The organism is Mucilaginibacter antarcticus, from assembly GCF_042686155.1.
Taxonomy (GTDB): Bacteria; Bacteroidota; Bacteroidia; order Sphingobacteriales; family Sphingobacteriaceae; genus Mucilaginibacter; species Mucilaginibacter antarcticus.
Genome location: NZ_JBHUON010000025.1, coordinates 26279 through 45707, shown reverse-complemented (window position 1 = coordinate 45707; position 19429 = coordinate 26279). Strand labels below are relative to the sequence as shown.

At 43.2% G+C, this 19429-nt stretch carries 16 protein-coding genes; 5 read left to right on the top strand and 11 right to left on the bottom strand.

Translation table 11 applies throughout. The features are described 5' to 3' along the window. Positions 1 to 1794, bottom strand: coding sequence for a DNA topoisomerase 3 (locus ACFSYC_RS16940; RefSeq protein WP_377129975.1), 1794 nt, complete (start codon positions 1792 to 1794; stop codon positions 1 to 3). A 190-nt stretch (positions 1795 to 1984) separates the two neighbouring features. On the opposite strand from ACFSYC_RS16940, the gene ACFSYC_RS16935 reads away from it, so the two are divergent. Then, positions 1985 to 2893 (top strand): NAD(P)/FAD-dependent oxidoreductase, encoded by a 909-nt coding sequence (locus ACFSYC_RS16935; RefSeq protein ID WP_377129973.1) that lies wholly within the window; start codon positions 1985 to 1987, stop codon positions 2891 to 2893. A 21-nt stretch (positions 2894 to 2914) separates the two neighbouring features. Here the strand turns inward: ACFSYC_RS16935 and ACFSYC_RS16930 are convergent, their stop codons facing one another. The 9 genes from ACFSYC_RS16930 to ACFSYC_RS16890 form a co-directional block, all read right to left on the bottom strand. Next, the gene (locus ACFSYC_RS16930) at positions 2915 to 3391 is read right to left on the bottom strand and encodes a hypothetical protein (protein WP_377129971.1); all 477 of its coding nucleotides are present in this window, start codon (positions 3389 to 3391) and stop codon (positions 2915 to 2917) included. Between the two features lie 121 nt (positions 3392 to 3512). Continuing rightward, positions 3513 to 4049 (bottom strand): YciE/YciF ferroxidase family protein, encoded by a 537-nt coding sequence (locus ACFSYC_RS16925; RefSeq protein ID WP_377129969.1) that lies wholly within the window; start codon positions 4047 to 4049, stop codon positions 3513 to 3515. A gap of 46 nt (positions 4050 to 4095) precedes the next feature. Further along, entirely contained in the window at positions 4096 to 5094 is a 999-nt protein-coding gene (locus ACFSYC_RS16920) for an SDR family oxidoreductase (RefSeq protein WP_377129967.1), read from the bottom strand. A gap of 23 nt (positions 5095 to 5117) precedes the next feature. Further along, the gene (locus ACFSYC_RS16915) at positions 5118 to 5903 is read right to left on the bottom strand and encodes an SDR family NAD(P)-dependent oxidoreductase (RefSeq protein WP_377129966.1); all 786 of its coding nucleotides are present in this window, start codon (positions 5901 to 5903) and stop codon (positions 5118 to 5120) included. Positions 5904 to 5913: 10 nt separating this feature from the next. Then, positions 5914 to 7071, bottom strand: coding sequence for a zinc-dependent alcohol dehydrogenase (locus tag ACFSYC_RS16910; protein ID WP_377129965.1), 1158 nt, complete (start codon positions 7069 to 7071; stop codon positions 5914 to 5916). Between the two features lie 427 nt (positions 7072 to 7498). Then, entirely contained in the window at positions 7499 to 7873 is a 375-nt protein-coding gene (locus ACFSYC_RS16905; RefSeq protein ID WP_377129963.1) for a PDZ domain-containing protein, read from the bottom strand. Positions 7874 to 7902: 29 nt separating this feature from the next. After that, positions 7903 to 8865 carry a S1 family peptidase gene (locus ACFSYC_RS16900; RefSeq protein ID WP_377129961.1) on the bottom strand — a complete coding sequence of 321 codons (963 nt, stop codon included), beginning with the start codon at positions 8863 to 8865 and terminating at the stop codon, positions 7903 to 7905. A gap of 31 nt (positions 8866 to 8896) precedes the next feature. Continuing rightward, positions 8897 to 9148 carry a hypothetical protein gene (locus ACFSYC_RS16895; protein ID WP_377129959.1) on the bottom strand — a complete coding sequence of 84 codons (252 nt, stop codon included), beginning with the start codon at positions 9146 to 9148 and terminating at the stop codon, positions 8897 to 8899. A 309-nt stretch (positions 9149 to 9457) separates the two neighbouring features. Beyond that, a complete protein-coding gene (locus ACFSYC_RS16890) occupies positions 9458 to 10846 on the bottom strand; it encodes an SGNH/GDSL hydrolase family protein (protein ID WP_377129957.1) in 1389 nt (462 codons plus the stop codon). 159 nt (positions 10847 to 11005) lie between these two features. Between ACFSYC_RS16890 and ACFSYC_RS16885 the strand changes: the two genes are divergently transcribed. Further along, positions 11006 to 11767, top strand: coding sequence for an Ig-like domain-containing protein (locus ACFSYC_RS16885; protein ID WP_377129955.1), 762 nt, complete (start codon positions 11006 to 11008; stop codon positions 11765 to 11767). A 182-nt stretch (positions 11768 to 11949) separates the two neighbouring features. Continuing rightward, a complete protein-coding gene (locus tag ACFSYC_RS16880; protein ID WP_377129954.1) occupies positions 11950 to 13686 on the top strand; it encodes a phospho-sugar mutase in 1737 nt (578 codons plus the stop codon). Between the two features lie 67 nt (positions 13687 to 13753). Here the strand turns inward: ACFSYC_RS16880 and ACFSYC_RS16875 are convergent, their stop codons facing one another. After that, a complete protein-coding gene (locus tag ACFSYC_RS16875; protein ID WP_377129952.1) occupies positions 13754 to 16249 on the bottom strand; it encodes a M1 family metallopeptidase in 2496 nt (831 codons plus the stop codon). A 103-nt stretch (positions 16250 to 16352) separates the two neighbouring features. Here ACFSYC_RS16875 and ACFSYC_RS16870 point away from each other — a divergent pair, with 103 nt between their 5' ends. Beyond that, a complete protein-coding gene (locus ACFSYC_RS16870; protein ID WP_377129950.1) occupies positions 16353 to 17849 on the top strand; it encodes a TlpA family protein disulfide reductase in 1497 nt (498 codons plus the stop codon). An 80-nt stretch (positions 17850 to 17929) separates the two neighbouring features. After that, complete coding sequence (locus ACFSYC_RS16865) at positions 17930 to 19429, top strand: TlpA family protein disulfide reductase (protein WP_377129948.1); 1500 nt, start codon at positions 17930 to 17932, stop codon at positions 19427 to 19429.

Sequence of the window (19429 nt, the reverse complement as noted above, 5' to 3'; positions counted from 1 at the left end):
TTAAGTACTTACCACCAAACTTTTGCCCGATTGCAATAACTCGCGGGTGATCTCGCGGGTATAGCTTTTAATCTCTTCCTGAAACTCAGTCACAGAGGCGCCGGAACGTATTTGTTCCAGGCGTTTTTCCCAGTTCCCGGTAAGTTCTGCCTGGGCTATCCGTTGGTGTTTTACAATTTCATAGACAGCCAGGCCTGTTTCAGTTGGTACAAGGTTTTTTTTCTCGCGGAGGATATATTTCCGCGTAAGCAGCGTCTCTATGATATTGGCACGGGTTGCGGGTGTACCCAGGCCGCTTTCTTTCATTGCTTCGCGCAACTCCTCATCCTCTATCTCTTTACCGGCGGTTTCAAGTGCTTTCAGCAAACTAGCTTCGTTGTATAGTGGTTTGGGCTTCGTTTGTTTTTCTAACACGCCGCTGCTACTAATTACCAAATCTTCACCTGCTGTCACCTTGGGGAGCGTAGCGTTTTCTTCGTCCTTTTTCTCTTCATCTTTATCGTTAAATACCGCGCGCCAACCCGGTGTTTGTATAACAGTACCGCTGGCGGTAAATTTTGAGCCCGATGTAAGTACGATCCTGGTAACCTCTTTTAAACAATCGACGTGGAAAGCTTCCAACATTCGGCCTGCAACCATGTCATAAATAGCTTGCTGATCCGGCCCCAATTGGTACGGTTTTTCACCGGTTGTCAGTATCGCATGGTGATCGGTCACCTTTTTGGCATTAACACTCCGCTTATTTAATTTAGCCGCGCTCAATACAGTGGCTTGCTTGCCGAAATCAGGGTGTTCTTTAAGTTTACTGATCAGGCCGGGCACCTCTGCAAATACGTCATCGCCAATATAACGGCTGCCTGTACGCGGATAGGTTACCAATTTACCTTCGTATAAATTTTGCAATAGACCAAGCGTTTGGTCGGCCGTAAAGCCTTTGCGTTTATTGGCTTCCTGCTGTAAGCTACTCAGATCATGCAGCAATGGTGGCGGTTCTTTACGGGGTTTAGCTTCAACAGATGCAACCTTGGCGGTGGTTGTTACCAAAGCAAGTATTGCCTCTGCTTCCTCGCGGGTTTTATAGTTCTTTTCGGATACGGCTTTAAATGCCTGTTCATCTTTCACAGGCTGGATAACCACCTGGTAAAATAGCTGCGGCACAAAGTTCTTATTTTCGAGATAGCGTGCACAGATCATTGCCAAAGTGGGGGTCTGAACGCGCCCTAATGACAACACGCCTTTGTTACCCGAGGCAAGGCTTAAAGCTTGTGTAGCGTTCATCCCCACCAGCCAGTCACTTTGTGAGCGGCAATGTGCCGAATTGAATAAAGTATCGTAATCGGTCCCAGGCTTAAGGTTGCGGAATCCGTCCTTAATAGCGGAATCTGTTTGAGACGAGATCCAAAGCCTTTTGAAAGGCTTTTTACATTTGAGAAAATAATAAATATAGCGAAATATCAATTCACCCTCCCGCCCGGCATCTGTTGCAACTACAATCTCCGTAGCTTCATCAAAAAGCTTAGCAATAACATCCAACTGTTTGCGAGCGCCAGCATCTTCTTTTCCGTTTGATTTGCGTACCGACAGTTTGAACTTAGCGGGCAACATAGGCAAATTCTGTACGTTCCAACCGTAATAACCATACTCTTGCGGAGCAGCCAACTGCAAAAGGTGGCCAAAAGCCCAGGTAAAGGTGTATCCTTTACCTTCAATATACCCATCATGTTTAGTTGTAGCGCCAAATACCTTAGCAATCTCGCGGCCTACCGATGGTTTTTCTGCGATAATTACTTTCATAGCACAAACGGGGTTTAAATAGCCCCTAAAAATAGGGCATTGACAATCGCCTGCAAAAAGAAGTTTTGCACACTACCAGGATGGCCGCCCGAAAAAACGGCCTTTTCTATTAATCTGACTAATGTCTTTTTATTGCAACATTGTTGCAATAAAAAGACAGATCGTTATATTTGTCGAATAAATACGATCTATGAATAACATAAAAAAAGCTGAGGTAATAATTATCGGCGGTAGTTATGCGGGTTTGTCCGCAGCGATGGCATTGGGCCGTTCCTTACGGACTGTGTTGATCATCGACAGTGGTCTGCCGTGCAACAGGCAAACCCCACAATCGCATAATTTCATCACCCACGATGGTTCTGCGCCTGCTGAAATTGCCCGTCAGGCCAAAGCGCAGGTACTAAAATATCCAACCATAACATTTGTGACTGATTTGGTCATTACCGGACGCGAAACCGGTAACGGATTTGAAGTTATTACACAATCGGGCCAAAGTTACGAAGGCCAGAAATTAATCTTTGCTACCGGTATAGCCGACCAAATGCCCGACATTACGGGTTTCGCAGCGTGCTGGGGCATTACCGCTATACATTGCCCGTATTGCCATGGGTTTGAATTTAAACAACAGGAAACCGCAATTATGGCTAATGGTGAGCGTGCCATACACTTGGCCGGTTTAATTAATAACCTTACCCCTAACCTTAGCATTATAACATCCGGCACGTCAGAGTTTAACGATGAGCAATGGCAAAAGTTGCGCGATCATAGTATAACGGTGATAGAAAAACCGGTAAAGGAAGTGGTGCACACAAAGGGGCAGATCAGCCGAGTTATCTTTGCTGATGGAAGCACTATAAAGGTTACAGCTCTTTATGCCGCATTACCGTTTAAACAGCATACGGACATACCAGAAACATTAGGTTGCGAGCTTACAGAACAGGGCTATATAAAAATCGATCAGTTTCAAAAGACTACGGTTAAAGGCATTTTTGCCTGCGGCGATAACTCAGCGATGATGCGGTCTGTGGCTAACGCTGTCTACACCGGTAATTTAACCGGCGCTATTGTTAACAAAGAATTAGTTGATGATTCTTTTTAAAAGATATCGGTATATGCTCAACTAACTGCGGTTACCAAACCAATAACCCAAAAGTAGTCCGACTAGGATCGCTGCGCTTAAAATGTATATTAAAACCTGTTTTTTCTCGACAGCTTTCTTTAAATCTAATAGTTCTGTTTGGTAAGCCAGTTTCTCGTTTTGCAAGCGCATGTTTTGCTGCTGTAATTTGGCAAGGGTGCCCCCTACTTGTTGTGGTTTCGATTGTTCACTTAGGTAACGCTTTGCAAAGCCGCCTTCTTTTAAAAACTTTTCGCCTTTAGGTTTCAGTACCAACTTGTCGGGCAACTCGTAATGGCCGGGCTTACCTGCTTCGGCAACCAGGCCTTCGCGGGCAAGTGCTTGCACCATGGCATAAGCCATAGCTTCGTCATTGTCGAATAACTGTAGTAGTTGCAAGCGGGTTAGACTATCAGGTACGCCAAACGCTTCCAGCACAGCATCCAGCATTTCGCACTCATATTCGTTCAAATCAGTCATGCCTGCAAATTTGGGATAAAATCTTTATCATATATGGCGTTTATGCTAAATTTTAAATAAAAATTATAAACAAGAAGGGCGGCTCTTTATGGAGCCGCCCTTTTTTATAAAATTCAGTTGCTTATTCAGCAACAGCTTGCTCGTTAATCGCTGTTTCTGCCAGCTCAGTAAGCGCAACATCTGTCGCCTTTTCGTTTTCTAAAGTTTGAGACAGTAAGTCAGCAACTTCTGCGTGGCCCATATTAGCGGCAAACACACGCAAAGTACCGTAAGTAGCTATCTCATAATGCTCTACCTTCTGAGCAGCCAATATTAATCCGGCATCGCGAATCATGGTGCCTTTTTCGGTATCGGTTATAATACCATCAGCTTCTGCTAATAAGCCTTCCATAGCATCGCACTTTTTAGCAACTGCTTTCTCTTCAAGCAATTCAAATACTTTTTCAAGTGTTTCGATGTGCATTTGAGTCTCTGCAGTATGCTTGTCAAAAGCAGCTGCCAGTTCGGGACTTGTTGCGGCCTTTTTCATTTTCGGCAACGCTTTCACCAAGTGTTTTTCTGCCCAATAGATATCCTTTAATTCGTCTACAAAGAATTCATGAAATTCAGAGTTTTCCATTTTACCGGTCTTTGCCGGTTTTGCTGTTTTAGTTGCCATTGTTTGTTATGTTTAATATAAGTAAATAGATAATTGTTGCTTGTTGTTATGGGTTACCAGCACCGCCCGATGCGCCATAAACCTGCCCTGTTGCATAACTTGCAGCAGGATCGGCCAATTGAACGTAAATAGAAGCCAACTCAACCGGCTGGCCCGGCCTGCCCATGGGCGTTTGGGCGCCAAACTGTTTTAATTTTTCCATGGTGGCGCCCCCGCTTACCTGTAATGGCGTCCATATCGGTCCGGGTGCTACACCGTTTACCCGTATACCTTTAGACGCTAACTGCTTGGCTAAAGATTTTACGTAACTTGTCGTAGCCGCTTTTGTTTGCGCATAATCATACAAATCGGGCGATGGATCATACGCCTGTTCTGATGTAGTTCCAATGATAACCGAGCCTGGCTTTAAGTGCGGCAGCGCGGCTTTTATTGTCCAAAACGGGGCATAAATATTCGTCTTCATTGTTTGGTCAAACTGTTCATTAGTAACATCCAATATTGACTTTTGTGTGGCTTGTTTGGCAGCGTTATTAATTAAAATATCCAATCCGCCCAATTGCCTCACTGCCTCGGCAACCATTTTCTGACAGAATGCCTCTTCGCGCAAATCACCCGGAATAGCAACGGCTTTTACGCCTTCTTTTTTCATCAAAGCGATAACTTCCTCCGCATCCGATTCCTCGGCAGGTAAGTAGTTAATTGCGACATCGGCCCCTTCCCGGGCATACGCAATTGCAGCGGCACGGCCCATGCCAGAGTCGCCGCCGGTTATTAACGCTTTACGTCCCTTTAGTCGGCCCGAGCCTTTATAGCTGGTCTCGCCATGATCTGGGCGCGGGTCCATTTTTCCAGCCAACCCCGGCCACGGTTGCATTTGCTCTTTAAATGGCGGCCTTGCATATTTTGTTGTTGGATCTTCTAACGGTTGTGCTTCCATATTATGTTGTTTTACAGCGCCCAACGCAGGGGCCGCTACTGCAGCAACCAGCGTAGTGCCCAGACCGGCAACTACCTGCCGGCGACTTAATTTTTTATTATCTTCCATATCGGCTTCTGTTTGCAAATACTTTACTGGTCTACAGGTTTTTGCTGTTCGTACATGGTATGGGCTACGGCGCTATCAGGCATCAAGTTGGCTGCCCCGACCTGTAATTTATTTTTTAAACCCGATACTATCCTGTCTTCGCCGGTCATCAAAGCTTCGTAACCGTCTTTCGCTACATCAGCCGGATCAGACATGGCCTCCTTGTCCTGAACAATTTTGCTGTCATTCATATCAGCCTTATTAAAAAAGTCAGTATCGGTGGGGCCAGGCATCAAAGCTGTAAACGTAACGCCGCTATCTTTTAACTCTTCGCGAATAGCAGTTGTAAACGAAAGCACGAATGCCTTGGTAGCATGGTATACCGCCTGCCACGGTCCTGGTAGCTTACCTGCTACCGACCCAACATTAAGCACCCTTCCAAAACCGCGCTCCACCATTTTTTTAACAAAATGCTTAGTTAATATAACGGTTGCACCGATATTGAGATTAATAATATCAAGCTCGCGCTGCAAGTTATTATCTGTAAATAATCCGTACACACCCTGCCCTGCATCATTCACCAATATTTCTATAGGCACAGTAACTTCCTGACAGAGTGCCTGTACATCTTCAGTTATTGAAAGGTCTTTAGATATCGTAATCACTTCAATACCGGTAGTCCTTAGTTCAGTAGCTGTTTGGTCTAATTCAACCTGATTGCGGGCTACGATGACAAGATTATACTGATCTTTTGCAAATAGTTTGGCTAACTCTTTACCTATACCGGCGGTACCGCCGGTAATTAAAGCCCATTTATTATTGTTTTCCATGATATGATGTTTATGGTTTAAGCACTACTTTTACGCAGTCGTCCTCTTTTTCGTCAAATATCTTATAAGCATTTGTCACCTCACTTAATGGCATTGTGTGGCTTATAATATCGTCAAGCACCACTTTTTCCTCGGTTACCAAATCAATTAAATGATCTATGTAGTTAAGCACCGGCGCCTGACCCATTTTAAGGGTGATACCTTTATCAAAAATGCGGTGCAACGGAAAGTTGTCATAAGTGGATCCGTATACACCCACTATGGTGACGGTACCATTACGCCGAACCGCTTTAAATGCCATTTCGAGTACTTTCATGCTCCCTTTTTCAAAGTTGATAGTTGCCTTCAGCTTATCAAAAAAGCTACGCTCGGGCTCAAACCCTACCGCGTCAACGCATACATCAGCACCACGGCCGTTGGTCATTGCCCGGATAGCTTCAACTACATCAACCTCATTGGGATTTAGTGTATCAGCTTTGTTCACCATTCTCGCTTTATCCAGGCGATAGTTTAATGGGTCAATAGCGATAACCCTGCTGGCACCGTTTAGCCAGGCAGCTTTTTGCGCCATAAGCCCAACCGGGCCCGAACCAAATATGGCAACTACCTCGCCGCCCTTCATTTGTGCCCAATCAATAGCCGACCATCCCGTTGGGAAAATATCAGTAAGGAACAACACTTGCTCATCAGTCAAATTATCAGGCACTTTACGGGGGCTTACATCCCCGTAAGGCACCCTTACATATTCGGCCTGACCACCAGAATAACCACCGTACAAATCGGTATAACCAAATAGCGCCGCGCCTTTGTTATCCAATAGGTCGCCATCCGGCCCATAATGTTCATAATTTGAATTTTCGCAAGCCGGCGATGCGCCGTGCTGACAAAAAAAGCATTGTCCGCAGGCAATCGGAAACGGAACCACAACGCGGTCGCCCTTTTTAAGATTTTTAACCTCGCTGCCCACCTCCTCAACAATGCCCATAAACTCGTGGCCCATAATCATAGGCTCCGCTTGTGGCACGCCACCGCTAAGGACGTGAAGATCTGACCCGCAAATAGCAGTCGAGGTTACCCGCAGGATAACGTCTGTTGCCAGTTCAATCTTAGGGTCGGGCATAGTGTCATACCTGATATCGCCCGGTTTGTGAAATACTGCTGCTTTCATGTCTGTAGATATAATTTCTGTTATAAATGTTAAAAACCAAAACCCGACAGCAAGGCAAAAACCAGCCTTTAACACATATTGCTATGGGAATTATTCGGATCGAGAAATTTTTAGAGCGGCAAATAGGCCAGGTAAACTGGCATGGATCGATTGTTATTTAGTTATAAAGCAATAAATTTCGTTATTGTTTAAACTAAAGTAAAAATTATTGCATTTATAGGCCAGGGGGCCTCAGCTACTTACCTGATTAACGCGGTACCGAGAAATCGGGCTATGTTATCCGCAGAGATTAAAATTGTACTCGTACGGCTCAACCTGGCAATATTAATGCCGACAAAATTGCCGTCAATATCAAAGACAGGACCGCCGCACTCCTGAGCTTTAATGGTAGCATCCTGAATAAGTACGTGGTCGAAGCCATCACGCCTTATACTTTTGCCGCCTGCAAAATGGTCGCCGGGTGATTACTTAATTTTTGTGGGGGATATTTTAAAACAGTAAGTTTACTAAAGCTATTGCCATTGCGCGAACCCTTTATAGCAACAGTATCCCCTGCAGAAAGCTTGCGCAAGGACTTTACTAAATCAAGCTCATCTTCTACTCTAACGTCAGCCACTGCGTCAATTAGGTCGTTGGTTTTCATTCCGGAAATGTCAGCGGCTCCACCCGGCAATCTTTGGTTAACTACCAGTTTATCATCCTTTAAAGCCGTTGTAGCCCCAATGAACCCGACGCCACTTTTGTTAGGCAGGTTTACATAATTAGCTGATAAAACACCGGTGCGCGGCAAGGTATCAACCATTGCTGATATCAAAAAGGTTCCTAACGTGCCTAACTGCGGATTGACAGCGCCCAACTTAACTCCCTTCCCAACGCTTTCGCGAGGCCCAGTATAACCAGATCATCTTTACGGCTTTGGGCAATTATGGTGCATTTAATAAACTGTCCATTAGCAGTAACAATTACAGGGTTTTCGCCTACCATTGAGCTTTTGCTTATAACAATTTGTTTAGAGGAGAGCCTCATCTTTAGCTTCGGGTCATCAGTAGCTATTATTGTACCTATGATGGTTTGCTCTTTTCCGTCAACAATGCTTTTTATTTTTAAACAGCTGCCACTTAATTTTTGACCCATTTTATTCAGCATTGTTTTTTGGACACCGACAGCAGTCTCGGTTATCTGCCCGGCACCCGTATCTTCGGTTACAAGGTCGGTATCAACGGGCATAGCCTTATAGTTTTCGGCTTTGTTTAGTGCCGACCAATATTTACGATAAGTATCTACAGGCACTTCATAGTTAACATCTTCGGGCGCCTGGATGCCGCTATGGATACCTATTACCCGTCCATACAGGTCAAACAAAGGACCTCCTGAGTCGCCAGGTTCCATGATACAACTTGATTCTACAAATCCGTATTGGTTTTTGAGTATGGTGATTTTCCCAAACCTTACGTTAGGCTTTCGTTGCTCAACACTTTCTGGATAAGCTATGCTGATACAGGGCCATGAGCGCGGAACCGTGTCAAGCGGATATGGCAGCGACTTTGCCAAATAATTAAAGCTGATTCCGTTAGTCGTTGCAGAAACTTGAGTGACGTTGCAATTTTCTGCTTTTAAAACTCTTCTATCTGGCCCGTATATGCTGATATCTGCTATTTTACCAGCCAATCCCTGCGCTTTCAAAAACAAATAAGCCATCACTAAATGGCCGTCATTATCCGGATGGGTCTTGTCGTTCGGCGTTAAACTATAGGTGGAGTCGTTTGCTTGCTCGCGTTTGTTTATGGCCTCCATCGGATGGTAAAAATCTACAAAACCCCGTTATTTACTTTGGCAGAGTTTGCTGATGAGCTATGATCGTCGAGAAAAAGGCACTCTTGCCGGGGTAGCTATTTTGTTTATTAAATCTTGTAGTTTCATCATAAGGCGAACCGCCAATAAGTATTTTACGGATTGATGGTAAGGCTTTTAGCTTACTTTCAAGCCCCGTATAGGTCTCATAACTTTTTGCTATGCGTTTATCCATAAAGTCTTGCGAATCCTTACGAAACCATTCAAAATAACCAGAGTCGTTCATACCCAGGTAAGCGTGACTAAATTTGGTTTCTTCGCTAACACATCATCATCAAACCTATCCACTATATTGCTTATTGCATCGCCCCCTATACCTGCATTAAAACAAGTAATCCGCATGGCAGGAAAACGCGTCATGTAATACAACCATATGTAAGAGTGGTAATGCCCGCCATCGGTTCTGCTGTTACCAACAAAAGCTACTCTATCTCCCGCTTTAAAGGGGGCTATATTTTGAGATAACGTTATTATTACCGAGACCCAACGCTATTGAAACTATAAATATTATCCTTCTAAATATCGATTTCATATTCTAGTTTAATGGGGTTATTTCAAATTGATGAATCACTGGTTTGTTAATGATATACATTTCTCTGGTAAGCATATCAATGTCTTTTTGCCAGGCATCGCGTACGCTTTTAAACCTGGCTTTACGATAAGTTGGCAAAGTAGCTCCCACGAAGAAATCTCGTCGGGCATATTTTTCAAGCGAGTCTACAGTCGCGTCGCTATCATTAAACAGCAGGCCCTTAGGCTTCAATATGGAGTAATGTACCCAATAATATTCTCGCAGCCTACGTTCTACCTCCCAGCGCTCTTCGTTAAGCTGCATTACTGCCAAAGCCTGTTGATATTGTGGTGTAATATTGATGACCGCCAGGTTGATGCCCCTTTCTAAATCGCCCGCTTTAAAACTACCTATTGCTTTACCGTCAATTTTTAAGGCATAATTGCCTGATCTTAGCCCTTTAACCACCAGCACCTCTTGGTTAAATTCTTCTGTAAGCGGAATGACCTTTAAGGCGTCGCGTTGTGACTTTTTTGGGTTGCCCCAACCTGTAGGAATGGTATCTGTGGGATAAGGCAATGATTTAGCCAGGTAGCTAAATTTAATGCTTGTCGGCGCGAACGTCGTATTTGAAACAGTACAATTATCAGCCAACTCGATAGCCTTGGTTGCAGTATTTACAACCATTTTTGCTACATTTTTATTAGCCAGTCCCTGCGCCTTTAAAAACAGGTAGGCCATAACCATTTGCCCGTCATTAGTGGGATGAATCCGGTCGCCGTTTTGGAAGCTAAACGCAGAATCTCGCTGCTGCTCGTGCCTTGCAATTTGCACCATTGGATTGTTGAGATCTAAAAAAGCCCATTTATGCGCTGTTGCCGCTCTTTTTTGATCATCGGCAATTTTGAGCATGGCATCATTCTTCCCTGCAAAAACAATGTTTTTCAGTTTAGATGTTTCGTCATACGGCGACGACGCAATCATGATTTTTTTTACTTCCGGATGCTGATTAAGCTTATTTTCAATCAACTTAAAACTTGCCAATGATACCGCCACGCGCGCTTTATAAACCGAGTCGGCTTTTGCGCCTTTCAGGTTTTGGTAGCCGGTATCATTCATTCCAAAGGTCAGCGTCACAATATTGGGTTGGTGTCCAAAAATGTCCGTATCTAAACGCTCATACATCTGCTGCGCGACATCGCCACCAATACCTGCATTAAATATGCTGATATTTCTTTCAGGGTAATGCGTTAAATAATATAACCAGATGTACGAATGATAATGCCCACCATCGGTAATACTGTTACCGGTAAACACAATTCTGTCGCCTTGTTTAAATGGCGCGATATTTTGAGTCTGTGCAAACACGGTAATACTGCAGCCCAGGAGGAATAATAATAATAATAGCTTCATAAATGGTAATACGACACGCTAAATTGGTTTAGCAAATAAAGCTTAATAATCACTAATATCCAAAATCTGCTCAAATAAATATAGCGACGTTGTTAATTGAATTTTGCCTCCCAATTTTATATATTCGCGTAATTATTAACGATTATCCTAAACCTTAAAATGAAATCAATTCTCTACTCACTGGCCTTTATGGCCTTGCTGCTAACATCTTGCTCAAAAAAGAAGGAAGAAGCCCCGGCTCCTTATCTAATAAATACCGAAAGCAAAGCACTGCACTACGACGAAACTCACCAGTTTACTGTTAGCCAAGGTGGCATTGAAGTAAATGCGAAAACTATTACATGGTCGACCACAGACGTAAACATAGTAAATGTCGATCCTAACGGGCTGGCGGGCGGAAGAAAGATCGGTACGACAACCCTTACCGCAACCATCGCTGGTAAATTCAGTATTAAAAGCACTATTACTGTAATACCTTACAGTACACTATGCAAAGAGCCCTTTTTTGAGGATGGCGCAAGCGTGGCAACAACCAAAGGCAAAGAATTCAGAGCGTTGGAAAACGAGTCGGCGACAGCATTGTACTTTACCGGCGAAAATGCGAAGCTTAGATACTCGGCTTATATATTTAAAGATGGTAAAATGACCTCGGCCGCACTGCTATTTGCCAACAGCCAGGCTGTTGTTAGCGAAGCGCAAAAATTTTACAACGAAAGATATACCGCTTTAGGCACTGAAAATAATGTAATTTTCTATGGCGATGGCAACAGTTTGCTGATTGGTATATCTGTAGATGCCAATATTGGTTTTAACGCCATTTATTTTAAAGGCAACGGCAAAACGCTGAGCGTAACTGATCAAACAGTGTTGCAGTTTAATAATGTTAAAGCTAACTTATTAAAGCAAAAAGCAATATTATAATCCTTTTATGTCACAATATTTAAAGCCTAAAATCTCCGTCGGGATTTTAGGCTTTTTTGTTTTCACATTAATAAAACCCGAAGGCTTAAAACTGGTTTACTGTATAACTTAATAATCCACACAACGAGGTGCTTTGCATTTATTTTTTACATATTTGATCATAAATTAAAACCTACTACACAATGCAGGAATTAGATCCATCCATATTAGCAAAAGCCAACGCCTGGCTTGAGGGAAATTATGACGCTGATACCAAGGCCGAAATTAAACGTCTTATTGATACTAACGCAGTTACAGAATTAACCGACTCGTTTTACCGTAACCTTGAGTTTGGTACCGGCGGATTGAGAGGTATTATGGGTCCCGGTTCAAACCGAGTTAACAAATACACCATAGGTTCTGCAACGCAGGGCTTGGCTAACTTCTTGAAAAAGACCTACCCCAACGAAAAGGTTAGCGTAGCTATCGCTCATGATAGCCGTAATAACTCAGACGTGTTGGCCAATATTACCGCTGATGTGTTTTCTGCAAACGGTATACATGTTTACTTTTTTAGCGCGCTGCGCCCTACGCCCGAACTATCATACGCTGTGCGTAAATTAGGATGCAAGAGCGGTGTAATGCTTACCGCGTCGCATAACCCTAAAGAGTATAATGGCTACAAAGCCTATGGCGACGATGGTGGCCAGTTTGTATCCCCTTATGATACAGCTGTAATGGACGAGGTTGCGGCTATATCAAGTATTGACGAGGTGAAGTTTGACCGCATCGCTGCTAATTTCGAGCTACTTGGCGAGGACATTGACCATGAGTATATAGAAAAAATAACTGCGTTGTCGGTGTCTCCCGACGCAATTAGGCGCCAGAAAGATCTGAGTATTGTGTTCTCTCCTATCCATGGCACGGGTATTACGCTTGTACCGCCGGCGTTAAAGAGCTTCGGCTTCGAGAATGTCACTGTGGTTGAAGAACAGGCTACGCCAGATGGCAACTTCCCGACGGTAGTATATCCAAATCCGGAGGAAAAGGACGCGTTATCGCTGGCAATCAAAAAAGCTACCGAAATTGATGCCGACCTTGTATTGGCTACAGACCCCGATGCCGACCGCGTAGGTATTGCGGTTAAAAACACCGATAACGAGTTTGTGTTGCTTAACGGCAACCAAACCGGTTGCTTATTGATCAATTACCTGTTGACTGCGTGGGAAGAGAAGGGTAAGCTTACCGGTAAAGAGTACATTGTTAAAACCATTGTAACTTCAAATCTTATTGAAGCTATCGCTAAGGCTAAGAATGTTACTTACTACAACACCCTTACCGGCTTTAAGTACATTGGCGAGCTGATGACCAAGCTTGAAGGCAAACAAACCTTTATAGGCGGTGGCGAAGAAAGCTACGGTTATTTAATTGGTGAATTGGTTAGGGATAAAGATGCAGTAGTATCTGCCGCTTTTATTGCTGAGATGACCGCGTTTTATAAAGATAAAGGGTCCAGCCTGTTCGAGGCTATGATAGACATGTATGTTGAATACGGTTTCTATAAAGAGAAGCTGATCTCTATCACCAAAAAAGGCAAGTCAGGTGCCGAGGAGATCAAGGCAATGATGGAGACCTTCCGTACTAACCCGCCGGCAACTTTGGGTGGCTCGAGTGTTGTTACGGTTAAGGATTACGAGCGCCAGATTGAGACCGACATTGCATCTAAAACAAGTTTAGTTATTGAATTACCTAAGTCAGACGTGTTGCAATTTATCACCGAGGATGGCAGCATCATATCTGCAAGGCCATCGGGCACCGAGCCTAAAATTAAGTTTTACTGCAGCGTTAATGGAAAACTGGCCAGCAAAGAGGCTTATAAAACAACTGAATCAGCTTTGGATGCTAAGATCGATGGCATTATAAAAGACCTGGGCGTTTAATATAGCCTATGCATAAAATAAATCCCGGCACTTGTAATAAAGGCCGGGATTTTATGTTTTACAAAAATTACTTAATCAGTCGTACTGCCCTGTACATGTTATCTGTTAATTGCAGAATTTTGGCTTTAAGCTTGGGGTTATAGTTGGGATTATTGTTTAAGAAGCTACTTACAACAGCTGCTGCCGCAGGTGTTTGATACCAGGCAAATGTAGCCTGCAGCCATGCCTGCGGAAAAAAGATATCTCCGGTGCGCTGAATGTCTGCCAGCCAGTCTAAGCTTTCTGGCAGATATTTTTCTGATTGCGCCAGCCGCAACGGGTGATGCATATTGCCCAGCGCTGTTGCCACCCACGACTCTTTAGCCCTATTGGCTCTATCTTTTAAAGACGCAAAAAAAGCGTCGCGCACCGCAACATCATTGGATAGAGATGCCATTAAAAACTGTAATCGATCCTTACGGTCGGCGTTCTGTATGCGGGCTAATTGCTCATTTAGGATGTCCTGATAATTAGTGTAATTTCTGATCGCCAAACCGGTAGCCAGCGATGTGTATTCATCTTCTGCCAGGGTAACGCCGGCTGGGCCTCTTTTATCTCTCCAAACTTGATATACTTTATCCTGCGCACCTTTAGACAAGGCAATACCAGTATAAGCCTTAAACAATAGCTTTTTCGTATTAGCGGTGCCTGCTCTTTCCATAGCCTGCCACAAGGTGCTTTCTATATCCGCAGCTAAACCCGGGCGTTTATCCGCAGGAATAAATCGCCAAAAAATAGCGTTTATATAATCGGCTAGTATGTTCAGGTTCAGTTCTTCTTTTTCTTTTAGGATAGCAGCCCGAACAATATTTAACAAGCGCTGCGGTGTCATCCCCTGCCCGCTCAACATGTTTTCGTATAAGTTTATGTAAGCCGACGCCCTGGTGACCGGATCTTTTATAGAAATAATTTCGGCATTAACATCTACAGGGAACACGCCATACCCCTCGCCCGATGAATTGAAGATGATTACATCAGGTTTAGCTTTACCAACCGCAACAGTTATTGTCGCCTGCTTCATATTAACAGGTATGGTTTCTACATGATCATTATAAATAAAAGCCATTTCAAAATACTGCGGCCAAAAACGTTTGTTCCCGTCTTCACCTAGCTGGCTTATCATCAGGGCAGTTATTTTACCATTATCAGTTTTGAGCTGATGAGTAAACTTTGGCCGCCCGGCCTCATTTCCCCAAACCTTGTTCCAGGCCAACAGATCAACTGGTGTGCGGGCATCCAAAATACTGATCAGATCCGGCCAGGTGGCGTTACCGTAGGCGTATCTTTTCAGGTATTGGCGCAGGCCCTCCTGAAAAGCTTTCTCGCCCATCAGGCGTTCCAATTGGCGCATCATAATTGGCGCTTTGTGGTAAATAATATTGCCATACATGGAGCCAGCGTCCTGCAAGTTACCCAGTTGCTGGCGTATAGCGTTGGCTCCCGGCGTGCGGTCTACGCCATAAGCTAAAGGATAATGATCTGTTAAAAATTTCAGCGTATAGTTATTATCCTTTAGCGTGATGTTGCTAATTCTATCTGCCATAAAATTGGCAAATACTTCTTTCATCCACACATCGTTAAACCAGCGCATGGTAACCAAATCACCAAACCACTGGTGCGCGGTTTCGTGGGCTAAAACATTGGCCCGTGCTATCAACTGATCGCGTGTGGCGCTGGCATCTAAAAACAAAGCCGCTGCCTTGTACTGTATAGCCCCCACATGCTCCATACCGCCATACTGAAAATCAGGAATAGCAATGCAATCAAACTTTTTAAAGGGATATTTAATAGCCGTATAATCCTCCATAAATTTCAAGGCATCAGCCTGGATATCAAATATCGGGTCGATGCTCGCCTTCAGTTTAGCCGTATCCGTTTCGCGATGGTAAAGGTTAATGTTGCCCTTGCTAACCTTATAAAATTTGCCCGCCACAAAGGAGAAAAGATAAGTACTCACTAAGTCCGATCGGGTAAATCTAACCGTTTTAACACCCTTATTAACTACAAAATCCTTAACCGGCGCATTACCTACCGCCTGCCAGTCTTTAGGCACGTTTAAAGTAAGCGTGTACATTGCTTTCAGATCGGGTTGATCAAAACAAGGAAATACCGTGCGCGCCCTGTCCGGCACCAGCAAAGTGTACATGTAGTCGCGGTTGCGGTTCATGGATGAGCTTGCTGTGGTGTAGCTTAATTTAATTCGGTTACTACCTCTTATCAGGCTCTTTGCGCCGATAATTAAATGTTCATTTATAAAGTTGGGTTTAATGGCTTTACCGTTTACGTTAACCTGAGTTATGGTATTCGTTTTAAAATCGATTTGGAGCGTTTGCGCTATGCTGCTTAATTTAAAATCCAGTACTTCGGTAGCTAGCACCGGGGCTTTCTGATCGGCCGGGATGGTAAAGTTTAACGCATAGTGGATGTTGGATATCGTTTTAGCTCTATGCTCGGCCAACTTAGCCGACACACCCGGTTGAACCGGCAAACCTAAAGCAAACAGTACAGTAGTAAGTATATTCATTGCGCTGTAAGATAGCCAATATCTTAAAATATGTTAAAATATCCGGTAATTTGAAATTAAGAATTAACTTGCTTACAGTAATTATAACCTTTAAACCTACACAATGAAATACGCGTTCAGTATCATAGCTATGTTGCTTACTATAAGCACATTGGCCCAAAAACCTAAGATAAAAGCAGTTACAAAGGTGCCGGCTGCTAAACCCGCCATACAGCCTGCAAAATCCACCGGCTTCGCGCTTATTAAAGGGCACATCAACAATAATGACGGCGACTTTCTAGACTATGGCTTAGAAAAACTGCTGGGCTATACCGTTGGCTCCATCCCTGTAGACAAAAATGGCAACTTTGAAAGGTTGATCCCCATAGATGAAAAATATAGCCAGATCCATTTTAGAACCAGCGGCATGGGCGTAATTTTATGGCTGGCTGATAAAGATACCGTTACCGTTAACTGGGATTACAGAGATCTGCAAAACACTTTAAGTATAATAGCATCTAAGCCGGGCCGTACAGAAGAGTTGGTTAAAATAGATGCTCACCGCAAAAAGTTTATGCAGCCTGATTATGACATGCAGGTTGCATTGAATGATGAGGCAATGCCCGACTCTGTAAAGTTTGCCCGCATAAACGCCATGTATAATCAAGAGATCCAGTCGCTGTTGTCGGGCCCGGTTTATGAGGTGTCTTTAAGAAAGGCTATAGATGTTTACTTTCATTATGCTAACACCATGTCAAGTTACAGGCTATTAGGCAAGTACGACCTTTATATAACCAACCTCACTACCGAAACCAAAATGGTGCCTGTAGTTAATGAGAAATTGGCGTATAAAACAGAATCAATGGAGTATTATAAAGCCAGTTCAGAATACCGTGACTTTGTTTTTAATTATCTACGGTTCACCACGCCATTTACCAGCACGGTAACGGCTACCAATGGTGTCGATTACAAGACCTTACCGTTTTCGCCGGGATGGAAAGACTATTACGCGGGTTTAGCAGCTATCAGACTCACCGAACTACGCGATTGGTTTATTACTAAGTCTATCATGACCGATTTTTCGTTCTATTCGTTCGATGATGCAAGCGCCATTTATAAAGACTTTATGGGCAAAGTACAAACACCATTTTTTGCCGACACATTAGCTACCTATTACGATAATGTAAAGCGTCTTAAGCCCGGCAGCCCTGCCCCCATGTTTAACTTAAAGGACGAGAACGGCAAAATGGTGTCGCTTAGCGCTTTTAAAGGTAAAACCGTTTACATTGATTTTTGGGGTGTAGGTTGCGGACCGTGCATTTATGCCATAAAAAACTACGTGCCCCAATTGCATGAAAAATATAAAGACAAAAACATTGTGTTTATAAACATTTGTGTTGACAGCGACGAAGCCACCTGGAAAAGAAGTCTGGCCGACTTAAACCTGCATGGCATAAACCTTATTGCCGAAGGTTGGACGAAAAATGCTACCAACATAGCCTACAACATAAACGCCATACCGCATTACTATTTAATTGACGGCGAGGGCAAAATAGTGAATAACAATGCTAACGGGCCGGGTAAGGGTGTGTATCCTGATTTAGATAAATTGATAAAGTAACGCATCATCACAACAACAAAACTTACATTTATAAATAAGCTTAAGTTGCTTACTGTTATAAGAACCTTTAAACCTACACAATGAAATACGCATTTAGTATCATAGCCATGTTGCTTGCCATAAGCACATCGGCACAAAAAGCTAAGGTAAAACCGGGTATAAAAGCGCCGGCTTTAAAATCCATTGTAAAACCCGGGAAACCTGTAGGCTTCGCTGTAATAAAGGGCCATATAACAAATAACACCAATGAGCTATTAGATTACAATTGGGAAGCCTATCTAGGCTATAAACAAGGTTCGTTAAAGATTGATAAGAACGGCGATTTTATCCAAACAATAAAATTAGACGGCGACATGATGGAGGTTTACCTTGTTGTAAACGACAACGACTACCTTATATTACTACTTTCGGCTAAAGACACAGTTACCTTAACCTGGGACGCTAAAGATTATAAAAAAACATGGGCCATAACAGCTAACAAGCCAGGGCTGGCAGCTGGCATAAAAAAGTGCGACACTCACCGTACGCTTTTTAATGGCGAGATAAGGAAAATGCGACAAGCAATTGCTGACCGAAAAATGCCCGACTCGGTTAAATTTGGAAAGATCAATGCGTTGTATAATAAGCAAATCCAATCACTATTATCCGGTGATGTGTATACGGTTACCATGCAGTTAGCAGCTGATATCTATTTTGAGAACTGCAAATTATTATTATCAAACAACTTGCTGCCGAAGTATGAGCTTTCTTTAAGCAATCCTACTAAAGAGACCGGCTATGTGTCTGTATTAAATGACGTTAAGGCTTATCGGCGTGAATATGAAGAATACTACCGAAATAGTGCAAAATACCGCGACTTCATGTTTGACTATGTTAGGTTTTCGCAACCATTTAGTTATTGGGGCCCTATTGGCGAAACTACAAAAGAAAATTCTTTACCCTTTGCACCGGCCTGGAGGGATTACTATTCAGGCTTGGCCGCATTTCATATTATTGAACTGCGCGATTGGTATTTGACAAAATCTATTATGGAAGACTTTAGCTACTATTCATTTACTGATGCTTCCGATGTTTACAAAGATTTCATCCCGAAGGTAAAAACAACTTTTTATGCTGACACTTTAAAAACTTACTATTCAAACGTACAGCGTTTAAAACCCGGCGGCCCGGCCCCGCAGTTTACGCTGAAAGATGAAAACGGCAAAACAGTAACGTTAGACTCCTTTAAGGGCAAAACGGTTTACATAGATTTTTGGGGTGTATACTGCGGCCCCTGTATTTATGATATTACCAACAATGTACCCGCCCTGCACGAAAAATATAAGGACAAAAACATTATGTTTATTAATATCTGCGTGGATGTAAATGAGAAAGAATGGAAAGAAAGCCTTAAAAAACTAAACTTGCACGGTGTTAATTTATTAGCCGAAGGTTGGACCAAAAATCCTGTAAACAAAGCGTATGGTATTAGCGCAATACCCCATTATTACCTGATAGATACCGAGGGAAAAATTGTAAACAACAATGCTAACGGCCCGGGTGAGGAATTATATCGTGATTTGGATAAATTGATTAAGTAA

What these genes read in the sequence shown, in the direction of transcription:
- ACFSYC_RS16940 (WP_377129975.1), bottom strand. Translation starts at nt 1,794, where the DNA reads ATGAAAGTAATTATCGCAGAAAAACCATCGGTAGGCCGCGAGATTGCT.
- ACFSYC_RS16935 (WP_377129973.1), top strand. Translation starts at nt 1,985, where the DNA reads ATGAATAACATAAAAAAAGCTGAGGTAATAATTATCGGCGGTAGTTAT.
- ACFSYC_RS16930 (WP_377129971.1), bottom strand. Translation starts at nt 3,391, where the DNA reads ATGACTGATTTGAACGAATATGAGTGCGAAATGCTGGATGCTGTGCTG.
- ACFSYC_RS16925 (WP_377129969.1), bottom strand. Translation starts at nt 4,049, where the DNA reads ATGGCAACTAAAACAGCAAAACCGGCAAAGACCGGTAAAATGGAAAAC.
- ACFSYC_RS16920 (WP_377129967.1), bottom strand. Translation starts at nt 5,094, where the DNA reads ATGGAAGATAATAAAAAATTAAGTCGCCGGCAGGTAGTTGCCGGTCTG.
- ACFSYC_RS16915 (WP_377129966.1), bottom strand. Translation starts at nt 5,903, where the DNA reads ATGGAAAACAATAATAAATGGGCTTTAATTACCGGCGGTACCGCCGGT.
- ACFSYC_RS16910 (WP_377129965.1), bottom strand. Translation starts at nt 7,071, where the DNA reads ATGAAAGCAGCAGTATTTCACAAACCGGGCGATATCAGGTATGACACT.
- ACFSYC_RS16905 (WP_377129963.1), bottom strand. Translation starts at nt 7,873, where the DNA reads ATGGTTGATACCTTGCCGCGCACCGGTGTTTTATCAGCTAATTATGTA.
- ACFSYC_RS16900 (WP_377129961.1), bottom strand. Translation starts at nt 8,865, where the DNA reads ATGGAGGCCATAAACAAACGCGAGCAAGCAAACGACTCCACCTATAGT.
- ACFSYC_RS16895 (WP_377129959.1), bottom strand. Translation starts at nt 9,148, where the DNA reads ATGAACGACTCTGGTTATTTTGAATGGTTTCGTAAGGATTCGCAAGAC.
- ACFSYC_RS16890 (WP_377129957.1), bottom strand. Translation starts at nt 10,846, where the DNA reads ATGAAGCTATTATTATTATTATTCCTCCTGGGCTGCAGTATTACCGTG.
- ACFSYC_RS16885 (WP_377129955.1), top strand. Translation starts at nt 11,006, where the DNA reads ATGAAATCAATTCTCTACTCACTGGCCTTTATGGCCTTGCTGCTAACA.
- ACFSYC_RS16880 (WP_377129954.1), top strand. Translation starts at nt 11,950, where the DNA reads ATGCAGGAATTAGATCCATCCATATTAGCAAAAGCCAACGCCTGGCTT.
- ACFSYC_RS16875 (WP_377129952.1), bottom strand. Translation starts at nt 16,249, where the DNA reads ATGAATATACTTACTACTGTACTGTTTGCTTTAGGTTTGCCGGTTCAA.
- ACFSYC_RS16870 (WP_377129950.1), top strand. Translation starts at nt 16,353, where the DNA reads ATGAAATACGCGTTCAGTATCATAGCTATGTTGCTTACTATAAGCACA.
- ACFSYC_RS16865 (WP_377129948.1), top strand. Translation starts at nt 17,930, where the DNA reads ATGAAATACGCATTTAGTATCATAGCCATGTTGCTTGCCATAAGCACA.